Raw genomic sequence first — 23,720 nt, forward strand, 5'->3', positions numbered from 1 at the left:
ATTTCGCTCAAATAAACTTCGAGTAATTTAAACCAATCAATCAATGAAAATTATTTCGATTAATCAATCAGTAAAAATCCACACAAGTTGTTCTTCAATTCTCTTAATGATTTTTCTGCTCTTCGTCAGAGACAGATTCGACACAATACTAAGCTTTTATCTTAACCCTGTAAGCTAAGATATTCTCATGTATCGCGTCGGGATGAGTGCATTATAGGGAAAAAAAACCGGTACGCAAGCACTTTTATAAATATCCGTGTTCGACCGGTTCTTTTTCACTCAAATAAAGCTTATAAAATTATTAAATATTTGATTTATATCATTAATTTATTTTTTCGATGTTTTGATCTTTATATCTACAATCTTTATAGGCTGTTTTGGCACGTTTTGATGCATGCCATAGTTTGATGTAGGAACCTGAACAATACGGTCAACCACATCCATTCCTTTTACCACTTTACCAAAAACGGCGTATCCTGGATTTCCTGGTGAACGGTTAAGAAATTTATTATCTGCAACATTTATAAAAAACTGACTAGTAGCTGAATCTGGATCTGATGTACGAGCCATGGCTAAAGTACCACGCGTATTTGCAATACCATTTCCTGCTTCATTCTTAATAGGCGCTCGTGTTGTCTTTTCCTGCATATTTGCAGTCATGCCACCACCTTGTGCCATGAAACCTGGAATCACACGATGAAAGATTGTCTCTTTATAAAAACCAGACTTTATATAGCTTTTAAAGTTATTCACACTAATCGGTGCTTTGTCGTCATATAACTCTATTTCGATGTTGCCTAAATTTGTTTGCATCTCAACTAAGCTATTAGCCCATACTGAGTGACTACTTAGACCTAGACAAAACAACATCAATAGCTTTTTCATATTTTCCTACAATAAAATTTATAAAAAGATAATCATTAAATCTAATCGTCTACAGCAAAGAATTCTAGTGAGTATTTATTAAGAATTTTAATTCTATTTTCTAAGTAATCCATGTTCCACGTGAAACATGGATTACTGTGTTTGTTTAACTATTTTTATCCCAGAATTTTCTAAAGTTTTTACTAATTTCGATAGTATGGCGTTTCGCTTTTCTAGAAATTGGTGTCAGATTAATAAAACCATGTGTCTGTTCCGGAAATTCTTCGTAATACATTTTTACGCCATTTTGTCTTAACTTATGACTATATATTCTTGCTTCGTCATGTAAGACATCATGTCCGGCTGTAATCACAAAAGCTGGTGGATTTTTCTTTAGGTTGCCATAGGTAGGTGAAATAATTGGATCATCAAGTTCTACATTATGCTGAGTTGCATAATATTGTGTGACGTAATCAATATCGGTATTTGTTAAAACCAACCCTTCGTTATAAGCATAAAAAGAAGGATGTCTGCTTTTGAAATCCACTGTTGGATAAATAAGTAATTGTGCTTGCGGAGCATAAGCTTTATTTACTGATCTTTGCGCAACAACAGTACTAATATTTCCACCTGCACTGTCCCCTGCGACCGCTATTCTATTTTTTAAAATTTTTAATTGTCTGCGGTTTTGATAAACCCATGCTAATGCATCTTCACATGACTGAATTAAATGTTGTGGTGAAACTTCCGGAGCAAGAGGATAGTCGATACTGAGTACCTGTACTTTTGCATATTTAGCTAATAAACGACAAACCTCATCATGGGTATCTAAACCACCTACGACAAAACCACCTCCGTGATAAAACACGATTAATGGCAATTTCTTGTTAGGAGCAGGATGATAATGTCTGGCAAAGATTGTCCCGCTTTGTAGTGGTAGGCGAATATCCTCTACTGAATCAATATAAGTTGGTTTTTGGCGTATAGCCTGCATTTGTGCATCAAACATTCTTCTTGATTGAATGGGGTCAGAGCCAATAAAGCCCTCTTTCCCCTGTTTAATTTGCACAGCCATCATGCATTTAGTAAATGAATCAAGATCTGGATACTGATAAGAATATCCTAAAATTTTCGCAAGAAACTCTTGGGCTAGTCGAGGCAACCTATCGAGTGCTCGAGCGGCAGGGCCTTGCCCTTTATCTAGCAATGTTTGAATTTTTTGATTAAATGCTGTCATGCCTGTCTCCTTGAATCCCTCTTATCCTTCATATTTTCTACAGAATTCTTTGTTGTTTGACTATATTCGCATACAACTCATGCAATCAAGATACAAAGGTAAAAACCAATCTACGCTAATCTGATTTATAGCAAATGTCATTAACAAATCTGTCGATTAAAACAGGACTTTTTTGCCAATTATTGTTAACAGACAAAAAGAGGTACCGCTATGTCAGCAAAACTAGTTGTTACTATGTTAGCAACCAGTCTTTTAACTGTAGGCTGTGTTGCTTATCCAGATGATCCTTATTATCGTGGTGGCGGATACGTTTACCATGACCATGATCGCCGCTATGATCGTGATGATCAACGTCGATATAATGATTGGGAACGGAAGCGTTGGGAAGAGCGTCAACGAGTATATGAACAACAACGTAAAGATATTCGTGAACAAGAAAAAGATCGTCATTACGATCACAATGGACGTCATTATAGTGATTGGGAGCGAAAACGTTGGGAAGAGCGCCAAAGATACTCCCAACATCCTAAAGATGCTCGTGAACAGGACAAAAATCACAATGAAAGGGATAAAAAACGGGTAGAAGATCGAGATCATGACCGCCGAGATTATCGTCATGATAACTAAGTTTACTTTTATATAAAAAGCCCCAAAGAAATAAGTCTTTTGGGGCTTTTTTGAGGAATATAAATTCTCTCAAATCTATAGAAAAATGAGTAGCAGCTCATTTTATATATGTATTGGCATCTTGAACATATATATTCTATAAACTCATATCTCTTATTTTTAGCAGCAAATTACTGAGCAGTTGCAGAACCTGAAACTGAACCAGAAGCACCAGCATCTACTTGACCTGGTTGTGCTTGACCAGAAACACCTGCATCAATACCAGCACCTGCTTGTACCCCAGATGGGCTAGCACTTGTTTGAGCAGAACCTGATGCGTTTAAACCGGCTTCAGATGCACAACCAACAGCTGTAAAAGCGACACCAGCAAGCACTACAGAGATAAGACCTAATTTTTTCATAATCACTTTCCTTTCATTACGACAAACGTTTAAATGCAAAGTTCATCTTCGCGCTGCCTATAATTCACAATTTTTTTTTCTGGCGTGCGTATCATTGGTTGTCTTTTCTAGTAATAGAAGTACAAATTCTGCAATTTTTTATTAAAATCAATTTTTTAATCTGACCAATCTATTTTATAAATTAAACCATAGATAAACGTTTGTTTAATTTTATCAATTTTTTCATTTTATTCTGCTGAATCCTTATATTTAAAATTTTTCCATTTATAGAAACGCTATATAAGGTACGTAGACTGTTACAGAGCTTTTTTACCCTTAAAAGTGGTTTAATCATAAAAAAGCCGCGAATGATCGCGACTTTTTGAAAGTGAATATGGCTTAAACGTTAAATTATGGCCACTGCATTTCACCTTTTACAACTTTAGCCCCTAACTCTAAGCTATCAACACTTTGAAGAGTTGGATATTGCTTTTGCATAACTTTGCTCAATTCAGCAGAGTTTTTAGTTGCTTTAGCTGCCTTTTCATAACTATTTAAATAGTTAATCGAGAAATTAACCGCATCGAGACCTTGGGGAGCTCCCTCAACCATATGTGCAGGCACAACAATTTTAGGCTGAAGAGCTTTGATACTTTCTAAAGATTGAATAACTTCCGCACGATCTTTAGTTTTAGGAGTATCGGCCATCCATAAATGAATGCCTGAAGACACAGGGATTCCCCCTACTACTGCTTTTGCAGACGGTACCCATAAATAGGTAAGTTCTTTTTTACCTTTAATTTCGATTGATTCATTTTCAAGTTTTAAAGTTTTAGCTGTATAAGCTTGAGGCACAATAATTTGGCTAGGTGCATTTGCACCCATTTGTGGTCCCCAATATTTAACTTTAAGCGCTTGAGTATCTTGAATATGCTTTACTGTTTCTGGAGTGGCAGTAATCTGTACATTCGGAAAATACTGTTTAAATACATCTAAACCAAAGTAATAGTCTGGGTCACCATAGCTTACAAAAATTGTTTTTAACGTTTTACCGCTATCTAGAATATTTGCGGCAATGCGCAATGCTTCAGATTTTGAGAATTGCGCATTAACCAATAGAACTTCTTTATCGCCTTCAATTAAAGTAGACGTCACGCCAAAATGTTCGGGTTTAGCCAGAAAACTCTGGATTTTTAGGTCTTGAGCAAAAGCTGACTGAGCGATAGTTAATGCCGTTGCAGTAGTAAGCGCAGAAGCGGTTAATTTAAATAGTTTCATTAGGTATTCTCCTGTTTCATGAAGAACACTTTAAATTGCAATTTATGTAAGATAAATGCACTAATTTAAGATAAACTGTTGCATATATTGTAATAATAGCTAGACATATGGATACTTTAAAAGCGATTCAGGTCTTTGTTTCTATTGCACAACATGGCAATTTGACCAAAGCCGCAGAACATCTTAATTATTCTCGCGCCATGGTTTCACGTTATCTTGAGCACCTTGAACATACATTCTCAACTCGACTTTTTCAGAGAAATACCCGAAAAATATCCCTCACTCCCGCAGGTGAGAAAGCTCTTCTCTACTGTGAAAATATTTTACAACAACAACAACTTTTACAAGAGCTCGCAGCGCCTGAGCAACATAACGGTACAATCCGTTTTACATGCGGTTTATTTTTGTTTGAACTTGGAGTAGCAGAATGTATTCGCCAATTTAAACGTCAGCATCCGCATATTAATTTCGATGTTTATTTGACTGAAAACACTATGGATCTTATAGATGCACAAGTGGACTTAGCGTTACGTATTACCCAAAAGGTAGCCGATGGTTTAATTGCACGACCAGTTTGTCAGATCGAGTCCGTTTTCTGTGCTCATCCAGATTATTTAAAACAGCACAGTCCCCTGCTCCATCCTCGTCAACTTATTCAGCATGAATGTATTGCTCATCATAGTCAGCACCAATACTGGACACTGTTTGATAATGAACAACAACCTCAGAACTATCCTTTGAATGTGACTTTTAAAAGTAATGATGTAAATGCGCTTTACGATATGTGTTTACATGCACAGGGAGTCGCAATGTTACCGTCATTATTAGTTGAAAAAGATTTAAAAGAAAAACGCCTAACCGCTTTATTTAAAAATTTTATGGCTCCTGAGCTAAGCTTGTCGATCGTGTATGCCTCTAGACAACATTTACCTCGAATTACTCAAGAATTTATTGCTTTTATGATCGAAAATTTAGATTTTTACTTAAAACCGCAAAATTAAAAGCTTTAAATTGCCGTGTACGCTTGAATTTTTAGGCAATGCCCATACTTCATCCCTATTAATGAATTACAGCATATGCATGGCAGTTCAGGTTTTACACAGTAAATACTGATGCCAAAAAGGACTGTACATGTTTAAAAACCCATTTAAACGGAGATCATCAATGGCTAATGAGCAAAATGAGCAAGCTCAAGACATTCAAAATGAGCAAGCTGAGCAATCTAACGAGCAAACTCAAGCTGAAGGTGTAGAGCAAGCAAACGACGTTACCGTTGAATCTTTACAAGCGCAAATCACTAAACTAGAAGAAAATCTTAAGCTGGAAAAAGCTCGTACAGCAAATGCAGTTTATGAAGCACAAAAAAGTGTAGAGCGTATTCAACGTGAGTCTGAGAAGCATAAAGAAACTGTGCTTGAAAAATTTGCAAAAGAATTGTTGGACTCTGTCGACAATTTAGAACGTGCAATTCAGGCTGCTGGTGGTGAAGAAACACCAGTACTTGAAGGTATTAAGCTAACCTTGAAGTCACTGTTAACAACTCTTGAGAAATTTGGCGTTGTAGAAGCTGATACTCAAAATGGTTTCAACGCAGATTTACATCAAGCTGTTGGTATTGATCCAAATGCCAAAGCCAATGAAATCGGCACCGTTTTACAAAAAGGCTATACCTTAAATGGTCGTTTGTTGCGCCCTGCTATGGTTATGGTTGGTCAATAAAACGAACAAAAGCGAAGCATCGCTTTGCTAAAAGCACAAGAATTTGAGAGTTTTTTGATTTTTTTTCATAAAAATGCTTGAAAAAAACAGATTGACTCTCATATCGAATAACAAGCAAAACATTGCAACAGAATTTTAGAGGAACACACCAAATGGCAAAAATTATTGGTATTGACTTAGGTACTACCAACTCATGTGTTGCTGTACTTGAAGGCGATAAAGTAAAAGTAATCGAAAACGCTGAAGGCGCACGTACAACTCCATCGATCATTGCTTATAAAGATGGGGAGATCTTAGTTGGTCAAAGCGCTAAGCGTCAGGCAGTAACAAACCCTAAAAATACATTATTCGCGATCAAGCGTTTAATTGGTCGTCGTTATGAAGATCAAGCAGTACAAAAAGACATTGGTCTTGTACCGTATAAAATCATCAAAGCAGATAATGGTGATGCTTGGGTTGAAGTAAACGATAAAAAATTAGCACCTCAACAAATCTCTGCTGAAATCTTGAAAAAGATGAAGAAAACTGCAGAAGATTATTTAGGTGAAACAGTTACAGAAGCAGTTATTACTGTTCCTGCTTACTTTAACGATGCTCAACGTCAAGCAACTAAAGATGCAGGTAAAATTGCTGGTTTAGATGTTAAACGTATCATTAACGAACCAACTGCTGCGGCTCTTGCGTTCGGTATGGACAAAAAAGAAGGCGACCGTAAAGTTGCTGTTTACGACTTAGGTGGTGGTACTTTTGACGTATCTATCATTGAAATCGCAGACCTTGATGGCGACCAACAAATCGAAGTGTTATCAACTAACGGTGATACTTTCCTTGGTGGTGAAGACTTTGATAACGCGTTAATTGAATACTTAGTTGAAGAATTCAAGAAAGAACAAAGTGTGAACTTGAAAAATGATCCACTTGCGTTACAACGTTTGAAAGAAGCTGCTGAAAAAGCAAAAATCGAGCTTTCTTCATCTAATGCAACTGAAATCAACCTTCCATACATCACAGCTGATGCGACTGGTCCTAAACACTTAGTGATCAACGTAACTCGTGCAAAACTTGAAGGTTTAGTTGCAGATTTAGTTGCTCGTACAATTGAACCTTGCCGTATTGCTCTTAAAGATGCTGGTCTTTCGACTTCTGACATCTCTGACGTAATCTTGGTTGGTGGTCAGTCTCGTATGCCACTTGTACAACAAAAAGTACAAGAATTCTTCGGTAAAGAGCCACGTAAAGACGTGAACCCTGACGAAGCAGTTGCAATCGGTGCTGCAATTCAAGGTGCTGTATTGTCTGGTGACAAGAATGACGTATTGCTTCTTGACGTAACACCATTAACTTTAGGTATTGAAACAATGGGCGGTGTATTAACACCAATCATTGAGAAAAACACGACGATTCCTGCGAAGAAATCACAAGTGTTCTCTACTGCTGCTGATAACCAACCAGCTGTAGATATTTCGGTTTACCAAGGTGAACGTAAAATGGCTCAACAAAACAAATTGTTGGGTAACTTCCAATTAGGCGATATCCCACCTGCTCCACGTGGTGTGCCGCAAATTGAAGTATCATTTGACATCAACGCTGACGGTATCTTGAAAGTATCTGCGAAAGATAAGAGCACTGGTAAAGAGCAATCGATTCAGATTAAAGCAAACTCAGGTTTATCTGATGCTGAAATCGAAGCGATGATTAGAGATGCTGAAGCGAATGCTGAAGAAGACCGTAAGTTTGAAGAACTTGCAAAAGCTCGTAACGAAGCTGATGCATTAATTTCAAGCTCGAATAAAGCTGTTAAAGATCTTGGTGACAAAGTGACTGAAGATGAAAAAACAGCGGTAAGCACAGCGGTTTCTGAACTTGAAGCAGCAACTAAAGAAAATGATGTTGAAGCGATCAAAGCAAAAACTGAAGCTTTACAAAACATTTTGATGCCTATCACTCAACGTGCTTATGAACAAGCGCAACAAGCTGGTGGTGCTGAAGGCTTTGATCCAAATGCATTCCAAGGCGGTGAAGCTGGTCAACAAAAAACTGATGATGGTGTTGTAGATGCTGAATTTACAGAAGTAAAAGATGACAAAAAATAATTTGTCTCTTTAAAAAAGACCGCGCGAAAGCGCGGTCTTTTATTATTTACAAAAAAACAACAATTACAATTTATATATTTTTTGAAATAATTTATTGTCAAAATAGTCACTTATAAAAACTAACTGTTTATTATTTATTGTATTTTTCAAAAAATAAAACCACTGTTATTAAATCCATTAATTTTAAAATTAATGCCAAATAAATAGTTTTATTTATTCCATTTCTTTAGCAAGATCACAAAATGATCACCTTCTTTGGTCTCCTTTATCACTTTGACGAATCTAAATTACTCACTAACAATAAGAATTTATTAATATTTATATTTTTATTTTGCCATGAAAAAATTTCTATGGTGGGGAATGAGCTTTTACTTAAGTATGAGCTTACACACAGTTGTTTTTGCTCAAAGCAACTTATCAAGTGTTACTTTTAATCAGCCTTTAAAATATAAGATTGATTTCATAGATCCACGCTTTCATCTTACTAAAGAACAATTTATGCAAATTGGTCAAGAAGCTGCTGAAATCTGGCAGAAAGAAACAGGAAAAACTTATTTTATTTATGATGCTCAAGCAGAGCTTACAATTAACTTAGTATTTGATGATTATCAAGCTGTTCAGAACGAAAAGAAAAATAATATAAACAATTTATTAGAACAACAGAAAGAATGGCATAAGAAAAATGAAGCTATTCATTTGTTAAAACAACAAATAGATCAGGAAACTGTACTTTTGAATGAGGAAAAACTTCAGCTTAATAATAAATTTGAACATTATCAGCAAGATATAACTCTTTATAATCAAGGAAATTTGGGAAAATTCAATCAAGTTGATTTAATCAAACGTCAAACTCAGTTAAATCAACAATCATTAGAATTAAAAGCTAAATTTATTCAACATAGCAATAAGATAGAAAGTCTTAATTCTCAAATTAAGCAAATAAATCAACAGCAAAGCCTGCTTAATGAAGCTATTAAACAAATTAATTTAGCCACGACTGTTGGTCCAGAAACTTTTCATAAGGGTTTATTCAGTCATAATCAAATTCAGATTTATGGTTTTAGTTCATTCGATGATTTACGCCTAACCCTTGCTCATGAATTTGGACATGCATTAGGTCTAAAACATACAACCGACCCAAAGTCTCTAATGTATCCTCGTTTAAAAGAGCAAGATATTCACAACTTCAAATTAACAGATTCCGATCTAAATTTATTAGGCTCCTTTTATAAATCAAATAGTGAAAACTATTAAAGCTAACCAGTTAAATAAACTAAATTAAATATAAATTAATCAAATTTTACTAATAAATGATTTTTTCAAAGGGTAAAAAATAACGAGACTAAAGTCTCATTTATTTATTCAAATTGTACATTTTTTGATTGATTTTTCACTTTATATTCTTATAATACGTTTTTTTTTAAATCTCCCCCATCAATTATGCGTTTAACATCTTTGTTACTAGGCGTAGCCTTTGCTTTTTCTAATTTTCAGGCCAATGCTCACTTGGCTACTTCTGCAAATACTCAAGTTCAGCAAAAAAATGCTCAACATTTAACATATAGAATTGCTGAAGTTGATCCTCGTTTTGGTTTAAGTCAAGATCAATTGCTTGAGATTACTCAGCAAGCTGCTGATATTTGGAAAGAAGGGACAGGTAAGAATTACTTTACTTATGACCCAAATGCAAAGTTAGAAATTCGTCTTGTATATGACGACAGCCAAAATCGTTCAGCAGAGCGTCAAAAAATTTCTGCTCAATTTAAACAAGATCAACAACGTATCATTGATGAACAGCAGCAAATTAAACAGTTGAAGCAAAATTTAAGTCAAACTCAATCTGATCTTGAAAACAAAAAACAGATCTTAAATGAGAAGTTGAAAAATTTTGATCAACAAATGATGCAGTTTAATCAAGGTAAATTAGCACCTGAATACACAGCAAAATCGCTTGGTAAAACTCAGAAAGATTTACAGAAACAAACAGTTTCTTTGAAGAAAGATATTGCTGCTTATAATCAACAAGCTGCAGACTTAAATAAAAAGGTTAATCACTTTAACCAAATTAATGATAAGTTCAATCAATCTTTAAATCAGTTTAAGCAAAATGCACAAGCTGATGTATTTAAGAAAGGCATTTATAACGGTAAACAAATCACAATCTATGAATATAGCTCTATTGATGATTTACGTTTAACGATTGCTCATGAGTTAGGCCATGCGCTTGGTTTGAAACATAGCGATCAACCTAGTGCCTTAATGTACTCAGTTCGCAAAGACAGTGATAAAAAAACTAATGTTTTAACTGACGCTGATCGTGATCTACTAAACGCTTTACCTCAATAATTAGATATGAAACATCAATGATGTATCTATTTTATAAGTAGATACATCGAAATTCATGTCAAAGTCATGTTATTGTGGTTGTAAGAGCTGACTAAAATAGAATGGAGATCAAGATGAGTTATTATCATATCCTGATTGAAGTAAATGACCACATTAGTACGATTGAACAAACTCGAGATATCGAACTATTTGATATTATTGAACTTAAACCGTACCTTCATTCTATTTTGTTGCCTTACTTTAACGAGCAAGAAATTGAGCTTGAAGATGAAAATATTGAATATAAAGATATTTTACATCTTGAAGTTAAGCAAACCTTACTCCCTATCGAGCATTTAATCGAAGAAGAACAAAAGCAGTTGCCAAGTGACACTGATGTCACTATTACTGCTTATGAAATCTTTAATGATCGTGATTTAAGCCAAGATGTCACTTCAGTTATTTTGGACATTTTGGAAGCTGTAAAGCTAGATTAATTCATAGTTTAACTGCTAAATAAAAAGGTCTGCATATGCAGACCTTTTTATTTGGTATCGTTATTACTGCATCATTTTTCGAGCTTGCTCTTGGCGAAATGCACGTAAAATCTGTTGCCCTGCCCGTCCATTTGGATTTAAACCTAAACGAGTTTGTTCCTGACGGATAGCAACGCGAGTTTTATCACCAATTAAACCATCCACAGCACCAATATCATAACCACGATTAATCAAAAACTGCTGAATTTCTCGACGTTCTGCTCGTGAAGTACCAGGGTCATCTGTTGGCCAAGAAGCAACGAATGGTTTACCACCTTTTAAACGATCAGATAAATGTGCAATCGCAAGTCCATAACTTTCTGCTGCGTTATAACTATAAATAGCATCAAAATTTTTAAATACTAAAAAGATTGGGCCATTTGCTCCTGCTGGTGCCATTAAACCAGCAGGCGTATTATCAGACAACGCACCTTGAATTAAAGGTGTACCATCAATCCGGGTTACTCCACGCGCATTCCAGCTACTCAATGATTTTTTAGAGCGACGTCCTTCTCCATCAATTGACATACCTGCTGGGATTTTGACTTCAAAGCCCCATGGCATACCCGTTTGCCAACCAGCTTTATTCAAGAAATTAGCTGTTGATGCCAATGCATCTGCTGTACTAGAGACTAAATCACGACGACCATCACCATCAAAATCAACAGCTAAGCGTTCATAAGTTGATGGCATAAACTGTGTATGACCGAATGCGCCTGCCCATGAGCCTTTAAGCTGATCTTCGGTTAAATCACCACGTTGTAAAATACGCATAGTGGCAAAAAATTCTGTACGGAAATAACTTTGTCGGCGCCCTTCACAACTTAAAGTTCCAAGTGCTTGCAATAAAGGATATTTTCCAGAAATATCACCAAAATTACTTTCAACGCCCCACACTGCCACAATTGTTTCTGGCGGTACGCCATAAGTTTGAGATGCACGATTTAAAACATCTCGATATTGCGCTAATTTTTGTTTACCAAGCTCAACACGCTCTTCATCTACAAGACCAGATAAATAGTCCCAAATCGGTGTCGAAAATTCTGGCTGATAATTTAACTTATCAATTACTGAGTAGTCCGGCGTTAAATTTTGTGTATAGCGGTCATAAGTGCTACCTGAAACACCAGCAGCAATCGCTTGCGAACGTAAATTTGCCAAACAACTCTGAAAATTATTATTAGGCGTGTAAGTATTGCTATTCGTTACAGGAACAGTCGCATTACTAGATATTGTAGAAGTAGAACCATTAATTATCAGCTCTGCTTGAGCCTGAGTCATTGTCAAAAATATAGACCCAACAATACAAGAAAAACGTCGCATATTATCCTAGTTCAATTTTTAAATTTAAATTTGTCTTTACCATACCATTATGGACTCAAAATTTTCAGAGAGAAATCGTAAATTTGAATTCATAATTAATTCTTTAAATTCATTTCCAAAGTTTTAAATTCAAATTTTACATCTAGTTTTGAATTTAAAACTTCTTACACAAGATTAATTGGTTTTTAAATTCAAAAATCTCTCCTGTAGTTTAAATTCAAAATGCCTCTTTAAATTTAAAACTATAAGCCCAATCCATCTGTGGATAACTTATAAAACCCACACCTAAACCACCTTACACACTATATTCTTTATACTTTTCATCATCCTTACGAACTATAAGGCCTTAGCTACTCATGAATACATGTTTTAAATTTAAAACTTAGATGCAGTTTTGAATTCAAAACACCACTGAGATAACATGCATCTTTTTAAATTCAAAACAAACATAAGCTGATCTACTAGATTTAAATTCAAACTTTAGGTACTGGGGATAACTTATTTTAAATTCAAAACCACCAAAACACCTTGTTTCATTTTTTAAATTCAAAATAAAAGTCCTCATTTAAATTCAAAAAGCTTAATAAAAGTTATCCACAACAGAACAAGATTAGATTTTTTAAATTTAAAAGACAAAAAAAGCGATCCTAAGATCGCTTTTTAGAAATTTTAACTTAATTAAATAGTCATATCAGCTGTCAATGCGAGTGGTTCTGGCAAAATTTTCGCTAATTGACGGCATAAATTCGTCAATTCATTACTATCCACAGGCATTAACGTAATGTGACCCAACTTACGGCCAGCACGTTCTGATTTGTTGTAAAGGTGCAGATGAGCGCCATGTAGTGCTAAAACATCTTCAGTTTTAGGATGCTGACCAATAATATTGATCATAACCGTTGGGCGAACAACGTCTGTTGAACCCAATGGTAGTCCTGCAACAGCTCGAACATGATTTTCAAACTGTGAACATACGGCGCCTTCAATTGACCAGTGGCCTGAGTTATGCACACGTGGTGCCATCTCATTTGCGCATAAGCCTTGTTCTGTCACAAATAGCTCTAAAGTTAACACGCCAACGTAGTTGAGATGATTCAATAAACGCGTAATGTAATCTTGAGCAACAGGTTGTAGAGCTTCACTGTTCGGTGCAGGCACGATTGAGTGCGACAAAATACCGTTGTGATGGTGGTTTTCAGCCAATGGCCAAGTTTTTACTTCACCATTTTGGCCGCGTACTGCAATAATTGAAACTTCGCGAGAAAATTTAACAAAACTTTCAGCAACTAAGCTTTTTGCAGGGCCAAGTTCAGACCAAGCAGTATCAATTTGGTCTTCTGAACGAAGTACAAACTGACCTTTGCCGTCGTATCCACCAGTTGCTGTCTTAAGAACAATCGGCAAACCAAGTTCAGCAACAGCTTTTTTCAAGCTTTCTAAGCTATCTACAGCACGATACGGCGCAACAGGAATCGCAAGTTCATCAAACAATGCTTTTTCTGATAAACGATTTTGCGCAGTTGCTAAAGCAATACGAGGAGGGTGTAATGTTTTGGTTTGAGTTAAAACATCTACGTCCGCAACGGGCGTATTTTCAAATTCAAGACTGAAAACATCAGCACTTTCAATAAACTGCTTTAAACCTTGTTCATCTTGGCTAGAAAAAACTTGACCTAAAACACCTGCTGGACAATCTGTATTTGCTTCAAAAAAAGTACATTGAATATTTAATGGTAAAGCTGCTTGGGCCATCATACGGCCCAGTTGTCCACCACCAAAAATACCGATAGTTTTATCCATTTCAGCCTCTTAAACTTGTCCCGGAATGTTGTTGCTTGCAACTTTATCAGTTTGTGCAGCACGGAAATCAGCAACATTTTTTGCGATTTCAGGACGAGTTAAACCTAAGATTTGAGCAGCCATAATCGCAGCATTAGTCGCACCAGCTGGACCAATTGCCAAAGTACCCACTGCAATACCTGCTGGCATTTGTACGATTGAAAGTAATGAATCTACACCATTTAAAATTGATGATTTAACTGGTACACCCAACACAGGTAAGTCAGTTTTTGCAGCACACATACCTGGTAAGTGCGCAGCACCACCAGCACCAGCAATAATCACTTGAATACCACGATCACGCGCAGTTTCTGCATATTCAAATAAACGGTCTGGCGTACGGTGAGCAGATACCACTTCCGCTTCAAATGGGACACCAAGCTGTTTAAGCATATTGGCAGTATGTTCAAGCGTTGCCCAATCGGACTGGGAACCCATGATAATTCCGACTAAAGGTTGGGTATCTGTTGCGACCGCGTTCATTGGCATTTCCAAAGCGTAAAAATGGTAAAAACTCGACTTGCACCAAGCCAAGCATGAGAGAAAAAGATGAGGCCAATATTATAGCTGTTTTTTCACTCACCCCAAAGCCCAAGTTTATGAGGAAAAAGCATGAATCCGATGGATTTAACAACGATCTGTCTGAAAACCCGATTTCAAATAATTTTACTGGCTTCTAAATACAAAATAGACGCAGCCAAACAGGCATAACATGGCCCAAACATAGTCTAATTTAAACGGCTGCTTAAACAGCAACACCATAAATGGCACAAATACAATAAGCGTAACCACTTCTTGGGTAATTTTCATTTCACCCAAGGTCCAGTTTTGATCACTCAAGATTCGAGTGGCTGGAATCATAAAACTATATTCCAGTAGGGCAATAATCCAACCGAATAAAATCGCTTGCCAGAATGGAGCATGGTGCAAAAACTTAAGATGCCCATACCATGCAAGTGTCATAAAACAGTTCGAAATAATTAATAGCACAAAAGCTAAAACCGTTGGGCTCAAAGGCACATCCTTCATCATTACGATGATATAAGTATTAATATGGATCAAAAATATTATAAAAGATAAAACTGTAATTCAGCTTAAATCTAAAAAATAAAGCTGTCCGTTTATGGGCATCTCAAACACATAGAACAACAACGAATTTTGACTATCTTTTCCAGTTGAGCCTTGCTATCGTTGCTGGCAAATTTATCAATAATGAAACCACAGTAAATCATATTTATACTGTGTACAAAAGCAGTGGAGAAGGCGAGCAATGCATCTGCATATCTTGGGTATTTGTGGCACTTTTATGGGCTCTTTAGCACTTTTAGCTCGTGATTTAGGACATAAGGTAACAGGTTCCGATTCAAACGTTTACCCGCCAATGTCTACCCAGTTAGAAAACGCAGGTATTGAACTCATGCAAGGCTATGACCGTAGCCATTTACAGCCTCATCCAGATTTGGTTATTGTCGGCAATGCCATGAAACGTGGTATTGATGCCGTGGAATACATGCTCAATGAAGGCCTGCCATATATTTCAGGCCCACAGTTCCTTGCAGATCATGTTTTACAAGGTAAACATGTGCTTGGTGTAGCGGGTACTCATGGAAAAACCACGACTACCACCATGCTCGCTTGGGTACTTGATCAGGCTGGTTTAAACCCAGGCTTTTTAATTGGTGGTGTGCCACTTGGTTTTAGTGAAAGTGCTCGTTTAGGCGGTGGCAAATACTTCTGCGTTGAAGCTGATGAATATGACTCAGCTTTCTTTGATAAACGTTCTAAGTTTGTTCATTATCATCCAAAAACGGCGATTTTAAATAACCTTGAATTTGACCATGCCGATATTTTTGATGACCTAGCAGCGATTCAAAAACAGTTCCATCATCTGGTTCGTACTATTCCAAGTGAAGGCCGTATTATTGCGCCAATTACCGAAACTCATATTGATGAAGTACTTGAAATGGGCTGCTGGACACCCGTGATTCGTACAAGTTTAGAAGCAAATGAGAAAGCAGCCTTATCTGCCGAATTAATTTCAATTGATGGCAGCCATTTTAAAGTACTCGAAAATGGCAATGCCGTTGGTGAAGTGAAATGGAGCATGACAGGGCAACATAGCGTAGCGAATGCTTTGGCAACCATTGCAGCCGCTCAACATGTGGGCGTTGCACTTGAAACAGCTTGTGAAGCTTTATCTAACTTTGGCGGTGTGAAACGCCGTATGGAGTTACTCGGTACCGTGAATGGTATTGAGGTTTATGATGACTTCGCTCACCATCCAACAGCAATTGACACCACTTTAGATGGCGCACGCAAACGCTTAGGTGAACGCCGTTTATGGGCTATTATTGAACCGCGTTCAAATACCATGCGTATGGGCAGCCATAAGGATGGCTTAGCGCATTCAGCACGCTTAGCAGATGACGTTATCTGGTACCAGCCAGAAGGTTTAGACTGGGATTTACAACCTGTAATTGAAGCTGCATCAAACCGTGCTCAAGTCAGCCGTTCACTTGATGAAATTATTAACCGTATTGTTAATGAAGCAGGTGAGGGCGATGCTGTTGTGATTATGTCTAATGGTGGCTTTGGTGGCTTACATCAAAAACTTATAAGCGCATTAAAAGCAAAAGCTGCTTAACTTTATCTCTAGATGATTTAATAAAAAACGGGTTTCAGTTTGAAACCCGTTTTTTTAGTTTAATGGTTTTTAAACCTGCTTTGGCTCTATATCTTCTATAAATTTATTCGAGATGAATAAACGTAGCGTATAGACAATACCCATCGCAAATACGCTATATCCCACGTTATTACAAATAAATGGAATACATAAAATAATGAGTGCAGTAATAGGATAAAACCATTTAGAAATTCCAGCTAAACATTCAAACTCGTATAACATCCAGATACAAGTGGTATAAAGCACCACACTCACTGCGACAATTACACCCATATATAAATCAGAAATATGTGCATGATGGGTCGTGACATCCACGGCGGCGGCAAGCGCAGCACCCACCGCAGCAATACTCACAAAAACAAAATAATGACCATAACCCCATACAAATGGGCGTACACCTTTAAAATGATGATGCTGTTCACTGCGATCAAAGTAAGCCCACCACATTGCAAACATGAGCATCAATCCACCAATCATTAAGAAAACGGCAGGAATATTGATAGATTGCGCCGCAAGCGCATCACGTATGGCATTAAAACTACCTACAATTGATTCGCCCAAAACAATAATGGTGAGAAGAGCATAGCGCTCTACAATATGATGAGGGTGCCACGGCGTAGGCGAATGTTTTTCTGCATAGATGGGAACGAATAACTCGAGCACAGCTAGACATAAAAATAAAGGTATAGAAAGGACATGAGCAAAGTTAGCTACAAGCCAGCCAATTTGTACTAAGACTATACCGATCGCATAGCGGTAAGCCGTAACTCGCCGTTCAGGATCATGTTTTGCTGCGCGAAGCCACTGGGTAACTAAAGCTAAGCGCATAATCACATAGCCCACAATAATGATGTCGAAGTCCTGACTACGGAACACATCAGGAATACCTGCAGCCATGACCAATGAACCTACAATTTGTACAAAGGTAAGGCACCGATACAATGCATCATCATTATCGTAAGCTGAAGCGAACCATGAAAAATTCATCCATGCCCACCACAGCGCAAAAAACACCATTAGGTAGCTTGGCAGTGCATGCCACAGATGATTTTCAATAATCGCGTGGTGTAACTGCTGACCTGCTGTTGCAATCGCAACCACAAAAATTAAATCGAACAATAATTCGAGGGGAGTTGCTGCTCTATGCGGCTGTTTAGGATCTCTTGGAGATAAAGGCCTCAAACTTAATTTTTTCTGTTTTTCTTGAGTAGTCATAAAATAACGTTCTCGAATAAAGTGCCAACACGTTAACACTTTAATATTAACCACCAGATCACGCATTAAAAATTATTTAGGTCTGCTGATTAATCTTTAGTCACAAACAAACTATATTTCATTTTTGTGACAATTCTTTATCAAGACAACACGCTTAATTCTTTATCATAGCCCACGTTTTTTTGTTCTTGTTTGGAATATGAATGTCTTTAGAAACACTCAACCTTAGCTTATTCCATGTCATAAATGGTGCTCAGGATGCGAGTCAATTTATCATTCGTCTTGCTATCTTTTTTGCTAATGATCTCCTGTATATTCTTTTATTCATCCTTACATTTTTATGGTTCTACGGCGATCAAGATTTAAAAAATAGGGTCATTAAATCTGTCTTTTTAACCTGTATATCACTTTTAGTGGGTTATGTTATTTCTCTGTTTTATCATCATCCAAGACCATTTGTAATGGGTGTTGGCACCACGTTTATTGAGCATGCGCCAACCGCATCTTTTCCAAGTAATCATATGCTGATTTTCAGCACCATAGCCTTGTCTTATTTGTTTGCTCAGCGCAAAATGATTGGCATCATTCTGTTATTTTTGTCATTTGTGGTAGCGTGGTCACGTATTTATTTAGGTGTGCATTTCCCTTTAGACATGCTGGGGGCTTTTATTGTCGCGCTTCTGGTCAATACGGCAGGTTATTACTTCTGGAATGCTTACGGTACAAGTTTGACCGCATTCTTTATTCACCTTTACCAAATTATATGCAAACCGCTTTTAGACCGCGGTTTGATTAAGTAATTCGTAGAAATTTTGGTATTCCCACTACGACATTAAGTTCAGTTGCGTAATACAAAAAAATCTGCCATTCTATGTGAAATTGGATAGGTTTTATCCAATACAGAATTTAGTTTGACAAGGGGAGTAGCCTCCTCCAAACATAACAGCAATGTTATGTGTCAGATATCGTCAATACACTTTTATTAAAAAGTCGGTATCTGAGCATCGTGAAATTCATGATGTAGGCAAGACCTTGATCATGTTGATACAGATGTTTAATTCATCTGGCAACTGGTCGAGGTTTTTTTATGCCCAATTGCCGGATGTATGGAGGATTTATGGAAACAATCGGCAATTTATGGCTGTACGTAGCATTCTTTGGCATAGTCATTGTCATGCTCCTAATTGACTTTTTAGGCTTTAAGCAAAAACAAGGTCAAGATGTATCAATTAAGCAAGCTGCTTACTGGAGTGTGGCGTGGGTAAGCGTCGCGGTGTTATTTGGTGGCGGTTTATGGCTTTATCTCCAACAAACAGTTGGGGTGACCTTAGCAAACCAAAAAACCATGGAATACTTCGCAGGTTACTTACTTGAAAAGTCTCTCGCAATTGACAACGTTTTCGTCTGGTTAATGATTTTTGCGGCATTTGCTATTCCAGCAGCACTACAACGTAAAATTTTGCTTTACGGCGTATTAGGCGCAATCGTACTGCGTACTCTGTTTATCTTCATTGGTGCATGGTTCGTTCAAGAGTTTTCATGGGTGCTTTATATCTTTGGTGCGTTCTTGGTATATACAGGTTTCAAATTCTTAAAAGGCCAAGAAGAAGAAACTAATATTGAAGATATCAAAGCTCTAAAATGGTTACGTAAGCACATGCGTATTACGCCGCAGCTTGAAGGTGACAAATTCTTTGTACGTCAAAATGGTTTATTGTGGGCAACGCCATTATTTTTAGTATTGATTTTGGTTGAAGCTTCAGATGTGATTTTCGCGGTAGACTCTATTCCTGCTATTTTCGCGGTAACGAGTGATCCATTTATTGTTTTAACGGCGAATTTAATGGCAATTTTAGGTTTACGCGCAATGTTCTTCCTACTTGCTGGCGCTGCGTCTAAACTGCATTACTTGCCATATGGTTTAGGCATCATCTTATTGTTCATTGGTGCAAAAATGTTGTTGCTTGATGTATTCCACATGCCAATCTGGATTTCGTTAAGCTTTATCGTAATCGTGTTAGCAATTACGGCTTATCTCTCTTTACGACACAACAAAAAGCAATTGCATTTTTAATTCATCCTATCAAGGGATCTACATAAAAAAGCACTTTAAAAGTGCTTTTTTATTGAGTGTTGCTTGCGATCAAGCAGTGCATTTTAAGTATAAAACGCATAATACACTTTCATTTTCAAATCTAATTTAGAACAAAAATTCAAAAATAAAAATCTATAAAATTATGTATTTTAATAATTTTACTCTTAATTTCTTTATTAAAAATCAATATTGGCAAGCTCTTTGCATCTCCTAAAAAGAAAAAAGCCTAGATTTTAGGGGCTCGAAAGAGCCCTGATTTTTTTTAAGGAGAGATGCCATGAATGCGATTCCAACTTTAACGCCACTTGCAATGCCGTGTAACAGCAGCTTTGAAGCAAAAGATTGGGAAATTTTATCTACTCACTGGTATCCAGTTGCGCGTATTCAAGATGTCTCCACAGCACCTCAACGAGTTACATTACTAGACGTCAACATGGCTTTATATAAGACAGAAAGTGGTGAAATTCATCTGGTGCGAGACATTTGCCCACATCGTGGCGTTCCTTTAACCAAAGGTTGGGTCGATGGTGAAGAAATTGTGTGTCCTTATCATGGTCTACGCTATAACACTAAAGGGAAATGTACCCAAATACCAGCTCAACCCGAGTTAACTAAAATTTCGGATCGTTTTTCTCTGACCAAATTTCCGGTTGTTGAACGTTATGGCTTGATTTGGACCAGTATTCATGGTCGTGATGTTGCTAAAGCCAATATTCCTGCATTAGATACTTGGGACCATGCAGAGCATCAATCAATTTTACCGCCTTTTGTCGATATTGGCGGTTCTAGCGGGCGTCAACTCGAAGGATTTATCGATGTCGCTCATTTTGCATGGGTGCATCACAACGCCTTTGCCAGTCGCGATAATCCCGTTGTCCCTAAATACCATACTGAACGTACAGAATATGGCTTAAAAACGGTCTATATTAGCAATGTCAGTAACTATCCGCATGAGTTAAAACATCTCGAACCAGAAGGCTTTTTATGGAAACGCACCTTTGATGTCTATCCACCTTTTTCAGCGGTACTTACGGTCGATTTCCCAGAAGGTGGGGTCTTAAAAATCTTAAATGCCTGCTGTCCTATCTCAAGCAATAAAACCCGTTTATTTGTTCCACTCACGCGTAACTTTGACCAAACTGGCGATTTAGAAAAAGTATATGCATTTAATGCGCAAATTTTTGCTGAAGACCAAGACATGGTCGAATCACAAAAGCCGGAAGACGTTCCGCTTGATTTAATGATGGAGGCACATTTTGAAGCAGACCGTTCATCAACGACTTATCGACGGATTTTGGCAGAATGGGGACTAAGTAAACGTTATACCGTTTAAATCTTGGCTAAGTGGGGTACAATCAATCGAAAAAAGTGAAAATATAAAGGCTTTCCATGTCATTGATCGCAAATACCACCATTGTGCGTGGTCGTTTTTTAGATATTCAACAAACTGTCTCTGAGCCAACTGATATTCCAAATCAAGTGCGTTATTTAGAAGATGGTGTATTGATTAGTGAACATGGAAAAATCAAATGGTTTGGTGCATGGAAAGACGCTCAACAGCATCTTCCAGCTGGAGTTGAGGTTCAACATTATCCAGAGCAATTGATTGTACCTGGCTTTATTGATACCCATATTCATTTTCCGCAAACTGAAATGGTGGGAGCTTACGGCGAGCAACTTTTAAGCTGGCTTAATACCTATACATTTCCAACCGAAATCCAGTTTCAAGACAAAGCATACGCAAGTGAAATTGCCCAGTTCTTTGTTCAAGAGCTATTAAAACACGGTACAACCACGGCCCTCGTTTTCTGTACAGTTCATCCTGAGTCTGTGGATGCCTTATTTGAAGCCGCAGAGCACGTTCAGATGCGTTTAATCGCCGGTAAGGTACTCATGGACCGTAATGCCCCTGAAGCGCTTTGTGATACCCCAGAAACGGCTTACAGCGACACTAAAGCACTCATTAAAAAATGGCATGGTAAAGGCCGTGCTCTATATGCAATTACGCCACGTTTTGCACCAACATCTACACCTGAACAGTTAGAAAGAGCAGGGCAGTTAAAACAAGAATTTCCGGATGTTTATGTACATACACATTTAAGTGAAAACAAAGATGAAATTGCTTGGGTGAAATCTTTATTCCCAGAACAAGCGGGCTATTTAGATGTTTATCAACATTATGGTCTAACTGGTAAACGTTCTATATTTGCGCATTGCGTTCACTTAGAAGATCAAGAATGGCAATGTATGCATGATACGCAGTCAGCTATCGCATTTTGTCCAACTTCAAACCTGTTCTTAGGTAGTGGTTTATTCCCATTGAAAAAAACATGGGAAAAGCAAGTGAAAGTAGGTTTAGGGACAGATATCGGTGCTGGTACATCATTTAGCTTGCTGCAAACTGTTAACGAGGCTTATAAGGTTCAGCAGTTACAAGGTGATAAACTTTCAGCTTATGAAGCGCTTTATCATGCAACCTTAGGCGGAGCAAAAGCGCTTGATTTACAAGACCAGTTAGGCAACTTCAACGTCGGTAAAGAAGCAGACTTTGTGGTATTGAATCTCAAGCCAACAGCATTACAGCAACTTCGTCAGTCTAAATCCAAATCTGTTGAAGATTCACTATTTGCATTATTCACTTTAGGTGATGATCGTAATATTGAGGCGACTTATGTTTATGGAAAACGTGCTTATCAAAAAGAAACAGCCCAGTAAAAAAGGCATTATTAAGTTTTTGTTATTATTTGGAATATGTGCTGTTGCGTTAAAGCGTGATCGACATATTCAGCAAAATCATAAAATTTCAACTCCTTCAAAGGGTGCATGAAACGTCATTTTGCTTTAAAATTTTACCATTAACTCAGTTTTTCGAGGTGTTGCAGGTCAACACCTTTTTTATTTTTTCTTTTATATCTTGTAGGAATCTGCCATGACTGTTGCAATGAGCATCATGATTTCAACCGAAGAAATTCAAGCAAAAGTCAAAGAGCTCGGCGAGCAAATCAATTCTCACTATGCAAATAGTGATAAAGAATTGGTTCTGATTGGTCTACTTCGTGGTTCTGTTATTTTTATGGCAGACTTGTGCCGAACGATTACCAAACCGCATGAACTCGACTTTATGACAGTGTCTAGCTACGGCGGCGGTACGACTTCAAGTCGAGATGTTAAAATCTTAAAAGATCTTGACGGTGAAATTCGCGGTAAAGATGTACTAGTGGTTGAAGACATCATCGACTCAGGCAACACCTTAAGCAAAGTTGTGGAAATGTTGCAAACTCGCGAGCCAAATTCGATTCAATTGTGCACATTAGTGAGCAAACCGTCTCGCCGTGAAATTGATCTCGAAGTTAAATTTTTAGGTTTTGAAGTTGAAGATAAGTTTATTGTGGGCTTTGGCCTAGATTACGATCAAAAATATCGCCATTTGCCTTTTATTGGTGAAATTGGCCTATAAATTTCATAAAAATAGCACCATAAGGTGCTATTTTTTTATATAAGGTTTT

At 37.3% G+C, this 23,720-nt stretch carries 21 protein-coding genes and 1 pseudogene; 13 read left to right on the top strand and 9 right to left on the bottom strand.

Translation table 11 applies throughout. From position 1 onward, the window contains the following. Window positions 1-327: 327 nt before the first annotated feature. Window positions 328-885 (bottom strand): peptidylprolyl isomerase, encoded by a 558-nt coding sequence (locus ABFY81_RS18390; protein ID WP_004706142.1) that lies wholly within the window; start codon window positions 883-885, stop codon window positions 328-330. Between the two features lie 145 nt (window positions 886-1,030). Further along, window positions 1,031-2,101: an alpha/beta hydrolase gene (locus tag ABFY81_RS18395; RefSeq protein ID WP_347914360.1), complete on the bottom strand. Its 1,071-nt coding sequence runs from the start codon at window positions 2,099-2,101 to the stop codon at window positions 1,031-1,033. A 210-nt stretch (window positions 2,102-2,311) separates the two neighbouring features. Between ABFY81_RS18395 and ABFY81_RS18400 the strand changes: the two genes are divergently transcribed. Beyond that, on the top strand, window positions 2,312-2,728 hold the full coding sequence (locus ABFY81_RS18400) for a hypothetical protein (RefSeq protein ID WP_347914361.1): 417 nt from the start codon (window positions 2,312-2,314) through the stop codon (window positions 2,726-2,728). 170 nt (window positions 2,729-2,898) lie between these two features. Here the strand turns inward: ABFY81_RS18400 and ABFY81_RS18405 are convergent, their stop codons facing one another. Together ABFY81_RS18405 and ABFY81_RS18410 are read right to left on the bottom strand one after the other, a co-directional pair. Beyond that, window positions 2,899-3,129 (bottom strand): hypothetical protein, encoded by a 231-nt coding sequence (locus tag ABFY81_RS18405; protein WP_004706148.1) that lies wholly within the window; start codon window positions 3,127-3,129, stop codon window positions 2,899-2,901. A gap of 390 nt (window positions 3,130-3,519) precedes the next feature. After that, a complete protein-coding gene (locus tag ABFY81_RS18410) occupies window positions 3,520-4,386 on the bottom strand; it encodes an MBL fold metallo-hydrolase (protein ID WP_347914362.1) in 867 nt (288 codons plus the stop codon). 107 nt (window positions 4,387-4,493) lie between these two features. On the opposite strand from ABFY81_RS18410, the gene ABFY81_RS18415 reads away from it, so the two are divergent. From ABFY81_RS18415 to ABFY81_RS18440, 6 genes and pseudogenes are all read left to right on the top strand, one after another. Beyond that, window positions 4,494-5,387 (top strand): LysR family transcriptional regulator, encoded by an 894-nt coding sequence (locus tag ABFY81_RS18415; RefSeq protein WP_019456663.1) that lies wholly within the window; start codon window positions 4,494-4,496, stop codon window positions 5,385-5,387. A gap of 163 nt (window positions 5,388-5,550) precedes the next feature. Then, on the top strand, window positions 5,551-6,105 hold the full coding sequence (grpE, locus tag ABFY81_RS18420; protein ID WP_039250138.1) for a nucleotide exchange factor GrpE: 555 nt from the start codon (window positions 5,551-5,553) through the stop codon (window positions 6,103-6,105). Window positions 6,106-6,257: 152 nt separating this feature from the next. Next, a complete protein-coding gene (dnaK, locus tag ABFY81_RS18425; RefSeq protein WP_347914363.1) occupies window positions 6,258-8,198 on the top strand; it encodes a molecular chaperone DnaK in 1,941 nt (646 codons plus the stop codon). A gap of 336 nt (window positions 8,199-8,534) precedes the next feature. Then, entirely contained in the window at window positions 8,535-9,452 is a 918-nt protein-coding gene (locus ABFY81_RS18430; RefSeq protein WP_191105796.1) for a matrixin family metalloprotease, read from the top strand. Between the two features lie 79 nt (window positions 9,453-9,531). Next, a pseudogene (locus ABFY81_RS18435) lies at window positions 9,532-10,544 on the top strand (M57 family metalloprotease). Between the two features lie 101 nt (window positions 10,545-10,645). Next, window positions 10,646-11,020 (top strand): hypothetical protein, encoded by a 375-nt coding sequence (locus ABFY81_RS18440; RefSeq protein ID WP_077164428.1) that lies wholly within the window; start codon window positions 10,646-10,648, stop codon window positions 11,018-11,020. A 63-nt stretch (window positions 11,021-11,083) separates the two neighbouring features. Here ABFY81_RS18440 and ABFY81_RS18445 read toward each other — a convergent pair whose 3' ends face one another. From ABFY81_RS18445 to ABFY81_RS18460, 4 genes are all read right to left on the bottom strand, one after another. Beyond that, window positions 11,084-12,382 carry a lytic murein transglycosylase gene (locus ABFY81_RS18445; protein ID WP_004706164.1) on the bottom strand — a complete coding sequence of 433 codons (1,299 nt, stop codon included), beginning with the start codon at window positions 12,380-12,382 and terminating at the stop codon, window positions 11,084-11,086. Between the two features lie 678 nt (window positions 12,383-13,060). Continuing rightward, entirely contained in the window at window positions 13,061-14,182 is a 1,122-nt protein-coding gene (locus ABFY81_RS18450) for a 5-(carboxyamino)imidazole ribonucleotide synthase (RefSeq protein ID WP_032041595.1), read from the bottom strand. A gap of 9 nt (window positions 14,183-14,191) precedes the next feature. Further along, the gene (gene purE / locus ABFY81_RS18455; protein WP_000994663.1) at window positions 14,192-14,704 is read right to left on the bottom strand and encodes a 5-(carboxyamino)imidazole ribonucleotide mutase; all 513 of its coding nucleotides are present in this window, start codon (window positions 14,702-14,704) and stop codon (window positions 14,192-14,194) included. Between the two features lie 183 nt (window positions 14,705-14,887). Next, window positions 14,888-15,250 (bottom strand): DMT family protein, encoded by a 363-nt coding sequence (locus ABFY81_RS18460; protein ID WP_004711246.1) that lies wholly within the window; start codon window positions 15,248-15,250, stop codon window positions 14,888-14,890. A 241-nt stretch (window positions 15,251-15,491) separates the two neighbouring features. On the opposite strand from ABFY81_RS18460, the gene mpl reads away from it, so the two are divergent. Further along, window positions 15,492-16,865 (top strand): UDP-N-acetylmuramate:L-alanyl-gamma-D-glutamyl-meso-diaminopimelate ligase, encoded by a 1,374-nt coding sequence (gene mpl, locus ABFY81_RS18465; protein WP_100191594.1) that lies wholly within the window; start codon window positions 15,492-15,494, stop codon window positions 16,863-16,865. Between the two features lie 69 nt (window positions 16,866-16,934). Here the strand turns inward: mpl and ABFY81_RS18470 are convergent, their stop codons facing one another. Further along, window positions 16,935-18,185: a low temperature requirement protein A gene (locus ABFY81_RS18470; protein WP_347914364.1), complete on the bottom strand. Its 1,251-nt coding sequence runs from the start codon at window positions 18,183-18,185 to the stop codon at window positions 16,935-16,937. A 137-nt stretch (window positions 18,186-18,322) separates the two neighbouring features. Between ABFY81_RS18470 and ABFY81_RS18475 the strand changes: the two genes are divergently transcribed. From ABFY81_RS18475 to hpt, 5 genes are all read left to right on the top strand, one after another. Beyond that, complete coding sequence (locus tag ABFY81_RS18475) at window positions 18,323-18,919, top strand: undecaprenyl-diphosphatase (RefSeq protein ID WP_004706173.1); 597 nt, start codon at window positions 18,323-18,325, stop codon at window positions 18,917-18,919. Between the two features lie 317 nt (window positions 18,920-19,236). Next, window positions 19,237-20,193 carry a TerC family protein gene (locus tag ABFY81_RS18480; protein ID WP_347914365.1) on the top strand — a complete coding sequence of 319 codons (957 nt, stop codon included), beginning with the start codon at window positions 19,237-19,239 and terminating at the stop codon, window positions 20,191-20,193. A 298-nt stretch (window positions 20,194-20,491) separates the two neighbouring features. Further along, window positions 20,492-21,547, top strand: coding sequence for an aromatic ring-hydroxylating dioxygenase subunit alpha (locus ABFY81_RS18485; protein WP_347914366.1), 1,056 nt, complete (start codon window positions 20,492-20,494; stop codon window positions 21,545-21,547). Window positions 21,548-21,603: 56 nt separating this feature from the next. Beyond that, complete coding sequence (guaD, locus tag ABFY81_RS18490) at window positions 21,604-22,929, top strand: guanine deaminase (protein ID WP_347914367.1); 1,326 nt, start codon at window positions 21,604-21,606, stop codon at window positions 22,927-22,929. A gap of 214 nt (window positions 22,930-23,143) precedes the next feature. Continuing rightward, window positions 23,144-23,671, top strand: coding sequence for a hypoxanthine phosphoribosyltransferase (gene hpt / locus ABFY81_RS18495; RefSeq protein ID WP_347914368.1), 528 nt, complete (start codon window positions 23,144-23,146; stop codon window positions 23,669-23,671). Window positions 23,672-23,720: the final 49 nt, after the last annotated feature.

This window comes from Acinetobacter sp. WA-87, assembly GCF_039938935.1.
In the GTDB taxonomy this organism is placed as follows: domain Bacteria; phylum Pseudomonadota; class Gammaproteobacteria; order Pseudomonadales; family Moraxellaceae; genus Acinetobacter; species Acinetobacter seifertii.

Excerpts from the sequence above, each read along its gene's own strand:
- grpE (WP_039250138.1), top strand. The coding sequence starts at position 5,551 with ATGGCTAATGAGCAAAATGAGCAAGCTCAAGACATTCAAAATGAGCAA.
- ABFY81_RS18450 (WP_032041595.1), bottom strand. The coding sequence starts at position 14,182 with ATGGATAAAACTATCGGTATTTTTGGTGGTGGACAACTGGGCCGTATG.
- ABFY81_RS18460 (WP_004711246.1), bottom strand. The coding sequence starts at position 15,250 with ATGAAGGATGTGCCTTTGAGCCCAACGGTTTTAGCTTTTGTGCTATTA.
- ABFY81_RS18475 (WP_004706173.1), top strand. The coding sequence starts at position 18,323 with ATGTCTTTAGAAACACTCAACCTTAGCTTATTCCATGTCATAAATGGT.
- ABFY81_RS18480 (WP_347914365.1), top strand. The coding sequence starts at position 19,237 with ATGGAAACAATCGGCAATTTATGGCTGTACGTAGCATTCTTTGGCATA.
- ABFY81_RS18440 (WP_077164428.1), top strand. The coding sequence starts at position 10,646 with ATGGAGATCAAGATGAGTTATTATCATATCCTGATTGAAGTAAATGAC.
- guaD (WP_347914367.1), top strand. The coding sequence starts at position 21,604 with ATGTCATTGATCGCAAATACCACCATTGTGCGTGGTCGTTTTTTAGAT.
- ABFY81_RS18470 (WP_347914364.1), bottom strand. The coding sequence starts at position 18,185 with ATGCGTGATCTGGTGGTTAATATTAAAGTGTTAACGTGTTGGCACTTT.
- ABFY81_RS18410 (WP_347914362.1), bottom strand. The coding sequence starts at position 4,386 with ATGAAACTATTTAAATTAACCGCTTCTGCGCTTACTACTGCAACGGCA.
- ABFY81_RS18445 (WP_004706164.1), bottom strand. The coding sequence starts at position 12,382 with ATGCGACGTTTTTCTTGTATTGTTGGGTCTATATTTTTGACAATGACT.
- ABFY81_RS18415 (WP_019456663.1), top strand. The coding sequence starts at position 4,494 with ATGGATACTTTAAAAGCGATTCAGGTCTTTGTTTCTATTGCACAACAT.
- ABFY81_RS18430 (WP_191105796.1), top strand. The coding sequence starts at position 8,535 with ATGAAAAAATTTCTATGGTGGGGAATGAGCTTTTACTTAAGTATGAGC.
- dnaK (WP_347914363.1), top strand. The coding sequence starts at position 6,258 with ATGGCAAAAATTATTGGTATTGACTTAGGTACTACCAACTCATGTGTT.
- ABFY81_RS18485 (WP_347914366.1), top strand. The coding sequence starts at position 20,492 with ATGAATGCGATTCCAACTTTAACGCCACTTGCAATGCCGTGTAACAGC.
- mpl (WP_100191594.1), top strand. The coding sequence starts at position 15,492 with ATGCATCTGCATATCTTGGGTATTTGTGGCACTTTTATGGGCTCTTTA.
- ABFY81_RS18405 (WP_004706148.1), bottom strand. The coding sequence starts at position 3,129 with ATGAAAAAATTAGGTCTTATCTCTGTAGTGCTTGCTGGTGTCGCTTTT.
- ABFY81_RS18400 (WP_347914361.1), top strand. The coding sequence starts at position 2,312 with ATGTCAGCAAAACTAGTTGTTACTATGTTAGCAACCAGTCTTTTAACT.
- ABFY81_RS18390 (WP_004706142.1), bottom strand. The coding sequence starts at position 885 with ATGAAAAAGCTATTGATGTTGTTTTGTCTAGGTCTAAGTAGTCACTCA.
- hpt (WP_347914368.1), top strand. The coding sequence starts at position 23,144 with ATGACTGTTGCAATGAGCATCATGATTTCAACCGAAGAAATTCAAGCA.
- purE (WP_000994663.1), bottom strand. The coding sequence starts at position 14,704 with ATGAACGCGGTCGCAACAGATACCCAACCTTTAGTCGGAATTATCATG.
- ABFY81_RS18395 (WP_347914360.1), bottom strand. The coding sequence starts at position 2,101 with ATGACAGCATTTAATCAAAAAATTCAAACATTGCTAGATAAAGGGCAA.